Source organism: Nitrobacter sp. (genome assembly GCF_051535235.1).
Taxonomy (GTDB): Bacteria; Pseudomonadota; Alphaproteobacteria; order Rhizobiales; family Xanthobacteraceae; genus Nitrobacter.
The window spans coordinates 62,577-69,380 of record NZ_JBPPLZ010000012.1 but is presented as its reverse complement, the minus strand read 5'-3'; the positions used below and the strand labels follow the sequence as shown (position 1 = coordinate 69,380).

Sequence of the window (6,804 nt, the reverse complement as noted above, 5' to 3'; positions counted from 1 at the left end):
ATCTGGCGCTTGACGTCGATGCCGACCTTCGAGGAGCGTTTCGTGGTTCCGCCGATGGAGCGGGAGACGGCGGTCGACGCGCTGTTCCCGCAGCTCGATCCGGTCTCGCACAACTATCCGATCCGCAAGGGCGAGGTTGGCGTCGGCTTCCACACCGACCCGGCGAGAGGACCATAGGCTCTCGTCGCGTTACGCAACGCAACACACCGGTTGGGCTTCGGCCCAACCGGGTCTTGGTCAGCCCGCGCGCGAAAGCATGGGCGATGACTGCTACCGGCAACAGTGTCCGCGGACGACGTTAGTTGTAGAAGATCATGAGTCGCTTTTCACACCGCGCAGAGGTTTTGTACTCGAACCGCTCCAAGGTTTTGGATCTGTTCGCTGACATCCTCGATTACCCCGCTCCAGGTTTGGATCGTAAGGCGTCCGAATGTGCGGCGCTGGTTCGCGGTGTCCAACCGCAGGCGGCGGCCTTGCTGGAGAGTTTTCGCAGTTTCGCTGAAGAAACTGGTATTGGGAAGCTGCAGGAGGTTTATAGCGGCTTTTTCGACCTGAACTCCATATGCCATCCGTATGTCGGGTATCAGCTATTTGGCGAAAACTATAAACGCAGTATTTTTTTGGTCGAGTTGAAGAAGAGTTATCGCGCCAGCGGTTTCGAATCGAGTGCTTCTGAAATTCCCGATCGCCTGTCGATTGTGCTGCGGTTCGCCGCACAGAACGATGGCGAGGATATTGATGCGCTACTGAACAAGGGGTTATTGCCGGCGCTTGAGCGCATGACGACAAAGCCGGAAACCGAGGGGCACCAACACGGGCACGCCGATATCGATGGCGACACAGGAATTGAACGCTCGAAGTTGGATGACCGGGAGTTGCGCAAGCAGCTAAAGGATCAGCAGCGTGAAGCCCGAAAGCTGCTTGAAGGACAGAACCAAAAGGATGATCGGAAGCAACTTAGCGGTCAAAGCCAGGGTGATGTTCTCGAGGGTGGCTTCCTGTTGGCGATGAGCGAAGATTACGACATTGATGAAGTTGAAAAGCGTGCGCACCCGTATCATCAGGCACTTGATGCACTTCGTCTTTTGTTGAACGAAGGTATGACCAAGAGGCTCGCGGACCGATCGGCAGAGCAGGAACGTGTGCTCGGCTGGACACGCGAGCGATTCAACCTCGACGAGGATGAGACCATCATGGTGTCCGAGCTTCCATGCTCGGATCCAGGATGTCCGCCGGTTGAAACACATGTTGTGTTTTGGACGCAGGCTGGACGGCAGCACTTCAAGGTTTACAAGCCACTTGCTGAGGTCGCCGCAGACGACCTACTGGATTGGCGAGCGTGAGAAGAATATCCCATGTGTGACGGAGGCAAATTCTATGTATGACGTATTCCTGTTTGCGGTTCTGCCATACTTGGCGATCGTAGTAGCGGTACTTGGAGGTGTTCACAGGTACCGTACGAACCGCTTCTCCTACTCTACGCTATCTTCCCAACTCTTGGAGAACCGTCGGCTGTTTTGGGGCTCGGTGCCGTGGCACTATGGTATCGTTGTTGTTTTGCTAGCCCATCTGATTGGCTTTTTGGTTCCTGGCATGTGGGCGAGCCTTACAGCCACTCCGACAGCGCTGTACACGATTGAGCTCATTGGCTTTACCTTTGGTTTGGCCGCGCTGATTGGGCTCTGCGTTCTAATGGTACGCCGCTTCACGACAGAGCGTATTCTTGCGGTTACGAGTCCGATGGACGGTGTGCTGCTGGTTGCGCTGCTGGTTCAGGTTGCACTTGGCTTCTGGGTATCACTGGCTTACCGTTGGGGTGCTGACTGGTACATCGACACGGCTGTGCCGTGGCTTATTTCCCTGGTGTCACTGAATCCGCAGACGCATTATGTTTCGGCATTGCCGTTCGCGGTTAAGGCGCACATGCTGAATGGGTTTGTCGTGATCGCGCTGTTCCCGTTCTCGCGCTTGGTACACTTGATCATGTTCCCCTTCTGGTATCTGTGGCGGCCTTATCAGCTGCAAATCAGAAACACCGTACGGCAGGCGCACTAACGCTTGGCGCACTAACGGGAATTTGATAAGATCATCCAGAAAGAAGTTTTGAGTATCGCCGGCGAGTTATTGCTCGCCGGCGAGCCTTATGCGCCAGCGTTGGTGGTGAGGATCTAATCTTATATTGTTGGCTGTGCTTGTTGGCCGAAGCTCGTGACTTTCACGTGCCCGAGGGAGACGAGTTATCAGCAGATAGATTGAGGTCCTGCCAAGACAGTAACGTTGATTAAAGCACGCAGCACGTATCGGCTGGATACAATTTTTGCAGGAGCTACCCGTGGAACATGTCGGGGTTGATAAGACGGACGAGCCTCAGGGCAATGCGAGGATTTTGTTTATATCGACCGTGGCGTTTTCGCTTGGTTTTGCGATTTGGGGAATGTTTTCCGCGCTCGCCCCTTTTCTTATTGAGTGGTACCATTTCACAAGCACTCAGGTACTCATCCTTGCAGCAATGGAACCACTGTTCGCGGCGGCCATCAGCATCCCTCTCGGGATCTGGACCGACAAGTTTGGCGGTCGGACCGTATTCACAATTTTGCTCGTCTGCCTTTCGGTTGTTCTGATTTTCGGAACGTTCGCCGAAGGCTATTATTCCTTCTTATTTCTGGGGATGATGCTCGGGCTCGGCGGTGCGACGTTCGTGGTTGGTAACGCCCACGTATCGTCATGGTACCCAAAATCGAGGCAGGGCATGGCTTTGGGCCTTTTTGCCCTGGGTAACGTTGGAATTACCGTCGGTATGATGGTCGTCACGTTCGTGATTACTAACCTCGTGGACGCGTCTGATCCTGAAGGTTGGCGTATCATTTTTCCGATCTTCGCCATTCCTACGTTGCTGATGGCGGCGGTCTACATGTTTTTTACGTCTGACCCGCCGAACCGGAAGCTTAAGAATACGTCGATGCGAGAGATCTTCGCCGTGTACCGATCGGGCGTCGTCGTGTGGCTGGTGCCCGGTCTTTACTGGGTAGCCTTTGGTACGCTTGTCTTCTTTGCGTCGACGATGCCGACCTACCTGGTCGATTTTTGGCACGTCAATCCGACCAGTGCTTCGGCGTTTTATACTCCGCTGCTGGTCGTCTGCGTTGCCATTACGCGGCCGCTTGGCGGTTGGCTGGCTGACAGGTATGAAGTTCTGTCACTCCTGACTTGGATGTTTGGAGTAATGTCCGTTTTGGCCGTGCTCCTCGCGCTTCAGCTTTCATTGAGCTTGGAATTGGTCGCCATTTATGGGCTTGCGTTGATGTCTGGCGCCGCCGCAGCGGCTGTCATCAAGCTCATTCCGATCTACTTTGAACATGTGGGCGCGGTCAGCGGACTGGCGAAAGCCGCTGGCGCTGCCTGTGGCTTTACGATGACGGCAATCCTGGCTGCCAGCAATTTTCTTCTGGGAGGCTACACGCTTGGTTTCGTTGTTTGGGCGTTGATGAACGCTGCTGCATTTTACGTAGCGTTCTCACGAGTCGGCTTCAGAGATGTCCAGCCGATCCGTGGAGCAATTGCCGAGGCTGTCCCTGCGCATTGAAGTCCGTTTTTAAGTGTGGCTTCCGATGTGATATCGGTCGTTCAAAGACGTCATTGACCGCCCCGGTGCCGGGGCGGTTGCGTTAAAGTGGTGCTTGAACTCAAGGTTCACAAAGTCTAGTGCAGCCGTTCGACAAATCGAAACGTCGCTTCCGGCTTCGCTTGCGCGGTGCCCGTCGCCTTTCACCAGCATATTTCGCTTTGGTTATGGCAACCGGGATTGTCTCCATTGCCTCGGAGCGGGCAGGCTTTCATCCAATCGCCGTCCTCCTGTTGTGGCTGAATGCAGTTCAGTTTGTCGTGCTATGGATTTTAACGTCGTGGCGACTCGTGCGCTACCGTCGAGCCTTAATTGCCGATCTGACAGATCACCGATCGGCGCCAGGATTTCTCTCTGCAGTTGCTGCCACCGGCGTGATGGCGAATCAGCTCGTACTCGCTGGCGCTCTGAACCTTGCGTTGGGGCTGTGGATTTTTGGCATTTTACTTTGGATCATCCTCACCTACACGATTTTCGCCAATCTGACGATCATGGAGACCAAGCCGACCATCGATCAGGGTATTACCGGGGCTTGGTTGCTCGCGGTTGTTTCGACGCAAGCAATCTCGCTCCTCAGCGCACTCCTCGCGCGGCACATTAGTCAGCCCCTTCGTCTGGACGTCAATTTTCTCGCCCTGTCGATGTTGCTATGGGGCGGCATGCTGTACATTTCGATCATCTCGTTGATCTTCTATCGGTACATGTTCTTCAAGTTCTCGCCGGCCGATTTTGTGCCCTCATACTGGATCAACATGGGAGCGATGGCGATCTCGACGCTCGCCGGTTCGATTTTGATAGAGAACGCTGCGGATGCCTGGTTTCTTGATGAACTACTTCCCTTTCTTAAAGGGTTTACGATCTTCTTCTGGGCGGCCGGAACCTGGTGGATCCCGCTGCTTATCGTCTTGGTCGTTTGGCGGCATTTTCACCGACGATTTCCGCTCAGGTACGACCCGGCCTATTGGAGTGCAGTCTTTCCGTTAGGAATGTACACTGTCTGTACTTATGAGATGGCTAGCGCCATGCGGCTGGATTTCCTGCGTCCCATTGCCGATGTTTTTATTTATGTCGCGCTATTGGCCTGGACAGCAGCCTTCGTCGGTCTGGTCAGGAAGCTCGCGAGCAATCTGATTCCTGCCCTCAGTCCTCGCTAACAGTCGGCCCTCGCTAACAGGTTATGAAATTCACCGAAGTTGAGGGCCGAGCGCTTCTGCGACGGCTGTGAGCGTCGATGCGGCCCGACTTGCGGTCACCCCGAGCGCTTCCGGTCGGCACATCACTCGGCGGGCGCTCCACCCTCTGCCAACGGCTGACGCTGGCCGCGCCACACCAAAACGTTCAGCTGCCTCGTGCTGGGTTGCGCCAGCACGCACCGCGTTGCCACCGCACGTTCCGAAGATCGACCAATAGAGCTTTCGACATATCTGCCGCCTTTCTTCCCGTAGACAACTTGAATCGCCGCAACGTCGATTTGGGAATCTCGATTCATTCAGATCGGGTAGCGGTCTAGATAGTGTTTTGACGCGTTTTCTTCACCCGAACGGATGTTCATCATCGGATCAAGCCCGAGGATGCTCCCCTCGAAGGCGCTATAGACCGCCATCGGCTTCATAAAACTCAGAAAATATCCGCAGCAGCCCTTTCCAAAGCAGACTCGTGTTGGTACATACGCTGCGCACCGCGGGCATTTGCCCGGGTCGCCTTCTCAGGAGCCTCGGGCCGGTCATCAGTCGACGCCTTCAAGCGTCGATAAAGTCACTCTCCGGTATGGGTCCTCGAAGGCACGCGAAAGTTTAGCGCGGGGTGGAGCAGCCCGGTAGCTCGTCAGGCTCATAACCTGAAGGTCATAGGTTCAAATCCTATCCCCGCAACCAAATTTCGCCCGCTAGGTCAACGGCTTAGCGGGCGAAATCGTTTCTAAGCCGGGCATATTCGTGGTGCCAGCGAATGCCTTGCAAAACCAACGGGTTACCGTGTCGTCCTTCGTCGTGCCCGCGAGTGCGTGGCACATAGATGGCACATGAACCAGCGAGTTGTTCGCTCACTGTTCTAGCTGAAAAGTCCCTTGGCGATTTGATCCATTGCCCGCTTATGGCTGTCGCTGGGGAATAGATGGCCGTAGCGATCCATCGTGACTTGGAGCGATGCGTGGCCCGCAAAAGTTTGCACAGTCTTTGGGGACATGCCCGCTTCGATCCAACACGATATGGCGAAGTGCCGGAGCCCATGCCAGTTGAATCGCTCAAGGCCGAGCCCGGCGAATAGGGGAAGGAAACGACGCTTCACTAAGTTGTCGTGGCTGGTGTGCCTGCCTTGCTTGTTGGGAAAGATTAGATCGCTGGGCTTTGAGAACTTCGAGCGCAGCTTCCAAGCCTTGAGCGCCGACATCAATTGATCCGATAGCGGTACCGTGCGCACCCCTGCTGCGCTCTTGGGTGCGCCTTCCTCGCCATAGGCGTCAACGCGGGCTCGAATATTCAACTCGCTCTTATCAAAGTCCACATCGTCCCATTTCGCAGCCCATTGCTCACCAGCCCTTGCGCCTGTGGATGCGGCGAAGATCAGCTTGAGCCGCAAATCGTCGTCAGCGGCGTTGGCGAGTAGTGCCCGCATAGCTTCCTTTGGCGGTGGCACAACTTTCTTAGAGCCTTCGCTTCGGCTGCCGATCACCCTGACTCCCTGCGCTGCATTCGTGGCAATCCAATCTTGAGAGACCGCGTGTTCAATAATGCCATGCAGGGTTGAGAGGATTTTGCGCGTTGTTGGCACACTCACGCCCGCCGTCCGAAGCCGATCCCGAAACTCGCCAACGGCTTTGGCGGTTAATTGCGATAGTTTCCAAGCCGCAACGCCACGCTCACGGTGCAGGATGTGATTGTTGACGTGGCCGGTGTAGACCACCAGCATCTTGCGCGTCATTCGCTCGTCGCGGGCGTGCCTGCCCTTGCATCGTTCTAGGAAACTCTCCGCCGCCTTCTGCATTGTTAGCTTGCTCGCGTCGGGCCGATAGATGCCGGTCTGTAATTGCCCCTCAACACTGATGCGGAATGCATCGGCTGCCTTCTTCGTGGGGAAATGCTTTCGCTGTCGATCACCACGGCTGTCAGCATAGTCCACCATCCAAGCCGTCTTGGTTTCACCGCTTGGGGCTGTCCAGGTGCGCTTGCGTACCGAGGCCATGT

General features: G+C 55.5%; 5 protein-coding genes and 1 tRNA gene. 5 read left to right on the top strand and 1 reads right to left on the bottom strand.

Annotated elements, in window-relative coordinates:
- Window positions 1–314: 314 nt before the first annotated feature.
- From narJ to ACS3WA_RS14025, 5 genes are all read left to right on the top strand, one after another.
- On the top strand, window positions 315–1,343 hold the full coding sequence (gene narJ / locus ACS3WA_RS14045; protein WP_438279129.1) for a nitrate reductase molybdenum cofactor assembly chaperone: 1,029 nt from the start codon (window positions 315–317) through the stop codon (window positions 1,341–1,343).
- 34 nt (window positions 1,344–1,377) lie between these two features.
- Window positions 1,378–2,055: a respiratory nitrate reductase subunit gamma gene (narI, locus tag ACS3WA_RS14040; protein ID WP_438279128.1), complete on the top strand. Its 678-nt coding sequence runs from the start codon at window positions 1,378–1,380 to the stop codon at window positions 2,053–2,055.
- 277 nt (window positions 2,056–2,332) lie between these two features.
- On the top strand, window positions 2,333–3,583 hold the full coding sequence (locus ACS3WA_RS14035) for an MFS transporter (protein ID WP_438279127.1): 1,251 nt from the start codon (window positions 2,333–2,335) through the stop codon (window positions 3,581–3,583).
- Between the two features lie 119 nt (window positions 3,584–3,702).
- On the top strand, window positions 3,703–4,776 hold the full coding sequence (locus tag ACS3WA_RS14030; RefSeq protein WP_438279126.1) for a tellurite resistance/C4-dicarboxylate transporter family protein: 1,074 nt from the start codon (window positions 3,703–3,705) through the stop codon (window positions 4,774–4,776).
- A gap of 643 nt (window positions 4,777–5,419) precedes the next feature.
- A tRNA-Met gene (locus ACS3WA_RS14025) sits at window positions 5,420–5,496 on the top strand.
- A gap of 175 nt (window positions 5,497–5,671) precedes the next feature.
- Here the strand turns inward: ACS3WA_RS14025 and ACS3WA_RS14020 are convergent.
- Window positions 5,672–6,802, bottom strand: a complete 1,131-nt coding sequence (locus tag ACS3WA_RS14020) for a tyrosine-type recombinase/integrase (protein WP_438279125.1) — start codon at window positions 6,800–6,802, stop codon at window positions 5,672–5,674.
- Window positions 6,803–6,804 lie beyond the last annotated feature (2 nt).

Bases quoted from the DNA above. Each gene is read 5' to 3' on its own strand.
- narJ (WP_438279129.1), top strand. From the start codon at position 315: ATGAGTCGCTTTTCACACCGCGCAGAGGTTTTGTACTCGAACCGCTCC.
- narI (WP_438279128.1), top strand. From the start codon at position 1,378: ATGTATGACGTATTCCTGTTTGCGGTTCTGCCATACTTGGCGATCGTA.
- ACS3WA_RS14020 (WP_438279125.1), bottom strand. From the start codon at position 6,802: ATGGCCTCGGTACGCAAGCGCACCTGGACAGCCCCAAGCGGTGAAACC.